Here is a 3,423-nt window from a genome sequence, read left to right as displayed (position 1 = left end):
CAAGACCGTCCCACCCATGCAAAACCCCCGCTACACTCCCCACCGCCAGGCCGTTGACCAGCAGAAATACAGAAGTCCGGCTGGAGTACTAGCCCGCCAGGCACGCTCGGCAGGGATCACCTTCCGAGCCGCCGTCGCCGACGGGGCCTACGGCGATCTGGACGACTTCCGCTGCGAGCTGCACGCCGCTGACGTGCCGTTCGTTATGGCGATCAAGCGCCGCCGCGGCACCTGGGCCTACGGCGACCAGGCCCACACGCCCGTGGATGCCGCCCGCGAGCTGGCCTGGCACGGGCCCGACCAGCCCGGGGACTGGACACCGGTGATCCGCAGCTTCCGTGACGGGCACACCACCACGTGGTGGGCCGCCGACGCGACCTTGGGCTTCTGGGGGCCGGACGGCCTGACCCGGCTGGTGGTGGCCACCACGGACCCGGCCATCCTGCCGGAGAAGGCCACCTGGTATCTCGCCACCGACCTACCCCGGCCGGGTGGCCCGCGAGTCGCGGAATCCTCTTACCCGCCAGCGATCTCGCCGAGGTTGTGCGGATCTACGGCATCCGCAACTGGATCGAGCAGAGCTACAAGCAGGTCAAGGACGAACTGGGCTGGGCCGACTTCCAGGTCCGCTCCGACACCGCCATCCGCCGCCACCAGACCCTGGTCAACTGTGCATTCTCCTTCTGCTGGGAAGCCAGGACATCGCCGGATCCGGCCGGCCAGGCCGACCGGCCAGAGAGGGGGCACCCGCCCGCCCCACCCGGCCCGGTGGCCTCTGGCCCTACGGGCCGTCCGCAGCTGGCTCACCCCGGCGATCACGCTGCAACGCTGGTGGCGAGCCTGGTCCAGCACGCCCCCACCAGCAGAGTTACAGGACCTGATCAACGCAGTCAGCACCGGCCGCCCGCTCAGCCTCTATCTCTCACTCCCGCCCTAACAAACCACCGCTAGCCAGCCGGGGTCGGTGGCGCGGCCTGTCGCGGGCGATGCCCGGAGGCCGCAGTGGGGCGGATCGTCAGGACGAGTCCGGCCTTGGCCTTGGTGCACCGCTCGCACAGCGGGGCCCAGGTCCTCGACCGCCGACCGGGGGAGCGTGGTCTCCTCCGGTCGGCTCCGTCACCAACCATCCGCGATGTCAGCTGATCGGTCACAGAGCGGAGCGCTTCATCCGCCTACGCTTGCACCACGGATCCAGGGCCGGGAAGGCTTCAGAGAGGGCAGCCGGTTGCGGTGAGCGATGTGCCGGCTGTGACGGTGACACAGCCGAACAGCACCATGCGGCACGCGGTGGGCGTGAGGCGCCTCATGCACCGTCCGTGCCCGCCTCAGGCGACACACGTGATGCATGACCGGCTTTTTCACGGCTGTGATCGGTAGGTACCGACTGGCTGGAGGGAGGGCTGGAGCCGTTCGGTACATGAGAAATGCGGGTCCGCTGTCGGCTTAGTCACGGACCGGGAAAGTGAGGCTCGATATGGCTGGGAGGCCAGCATCCGGACTGCGCCGAGACGTGGACCTACTGGACGTGCTGAGCAGCCAGGAGGCGATTCGGGCATCTGGTCTGGGTGTCAGCCGCATTGCTCAGTTGTGCGGGCGGCAAAAGAGTCAGGTCTCCCGCGCGTTGGCGGGACTGCTTCAGGAGGGGTTGGTTGATCGCGATCCCGAAACGTTGGCTTACCGATGTGGTTGGCGCCTGTTCGACCTTGCGGCGGCTACCACAGAAAGCCACATGGTTCACTCTGCGGGACCGTGCATGCAGCGCCTGGTCGCCTCGGTAGGACAGCCGGCCTACCTGTGTGCACTGCGTGGTCACAACGTCGTGGTCCTCTTGGCGGAGTCAGCTTCACATATCGGCCGTGATGCGGGCGTGGAAGGACTGAGGGTTCCAGTCCTGTACACGTCCGCTGGACGGGTACTCATGAGTGAGTGGGAGGAGACCGTCGTCCGAGCCGCGTTCGCTCATATGCCTGCCGTACACGGCATATCCGGGGTTGAAGCGCTGTGGGAAGAACTGCAGCGGATCCGCAGTGCGGGCTACGCGCAGCTCGATAACCAGTTCCACAACGTCCTGGGGGGTCTGGCGGTGCCGGTAAGGGACTTCACGTCCCGTATGGTGGGTGCTATTAGCGTCCCAGTTCACCCGAGTCGGACGTCACAGAGACCCGACGCGACGTACTGGGCGACTTTGCACAGTGCGGCACGCCTGTCCTATGCACTGGGCTACTCGGATTCCTTGCGTGGTGCCAGGCGCTCAGTACCGGCATATGGCGAAGCCCCGCGCTGCGTTGACTAACATCCCGGCTGAGGCAAGTCGGGTTCAAGGATGCACATCATGTGAGCGACGACGACCTCCAATGCCGTTGTGCGACTCGTGAGTCGTGCCGGTTGGCCCCGCGGAGACCAGCCCGCGGCAAGAGGGCCGCAAACTGGTCCCCACAGGGGTCGAGCAGGCGGAGCATGTGAACACGCATCCGCTGGGCTGTCAAAACCCGACTTTGAGCAGGTCCCCGCCCTGATGGGGAAACTGATCGACTGGCTCAACACCGGAGACCTGGACGCCCCGGTGCACGTGCGCGCGTCGATGGCCCACCTGAACCTGGTCAACATCCACCCCTGGACGGATGGCAACGGGCGGATGTCCCGGGCCCTGTCGACGCTGGTGTTCGCCCGCGAGGCACTCACCACCGGCAGGCCCAGCGCCGCACTGACCTGCTTGCGCGGGCGTGGATCCACCTGGGCGAAGCCGCCGCAGACACCGGCCTGGACGAACGTGTCGTCTACGCCTTGTTCCCGGCATTCTGGGGCTCGAAGGTCCCGGCGCACGGTCTATCAGCAGGACGCTGAGCTGTCCGACCATCAGGCGATCCGGGACATGCGCGAGCTCGTCCGGCTCGATTGGCTTATCCCCCACGGGAAGGCCCGGGCCCGTTTCTACGGCCCAGGTCTCCGGATGTCGACCGTGCAGGACGTGGTCCGCCAGTCCTTCGAACCGTACGCCGACCCGTACGGAACCCACAGCTAAGACCAGCTCCGACGGTGATCGGCGCCACAGTGGGCAGCCAGTTCCGGATGCGCTCAGTGCGCGGCCGAGTTGCGATGGGATCAAGCCGGGAGGGGAGGGTGATGACGCGTCTGAGGCTCGCTCTTCAGGTGACGGTACGGGCGGAGCGAGTATCAGGCCGGTTTCGGCGATGAAGTCGTCGAGGGGGCTGTGGCGGTACCGCATCTTCTTCAGCCTGGTCCGGGGCTTTGGCCGCGAGCTGGCTGGTAGTGCAGGCGGCAGGTTGGCCAGCGACTTCTTCAGGTGCGCCCATACGCCCTCGGCTGGGTTCAGCTTGATCTAGCGCGGAACCCCGGGCGTTCACGCCCGGGAGGAAGCGCTTCTGTGGATCGCTCTGACCCGCAGGTGCCCACGGGCCTGCA

General features: G+C 66.8%; 2 protein-coding genes and 1 pseudogene. All 3 read left to right on the top strand.

The features are described 5' to 3' along the window. Nucleotides 1–951: pseudogene (locus tag AC0699_RS39455) on the top strand (IS701 family transposase); the annotation flags it as partial. Nucleotides 952–1,474: 523 nt separating this feature from the next. Beyond that, on the top strand, nt 1,475–2,293 hold the full coding sequence (locus tag AC0699_RS39450) for an IclR family transcriptional regulator (RefSeq protein WP_478671432.1): 819 nt from the start codon (nt 1,475–1,477) through the stop codon (nt 2,291–2,293). A gap of 222 nt (nt 2,294–2,515) precedes the next feature. Continuing rightward, nucleotides 2,516–3,022: a Fic family protein gene (locus AC0699_RS39445; RefSeq protein ID WP_478671426.1), complete on the top strand. Its 507-nt coding sequence runs from the start codon at nt 2,516–2,518 to the stop codon at nt 3,020–3,022. Nucleotides 3,023–3,423: the final 401 nt, after the last annotated feature.

Source organism: Streptomyces sp. NPDC043870, assembly GCF_056435785.1.
This window is presented reverse-complemented; position numbering and strand designations above follow the sequence as displayed.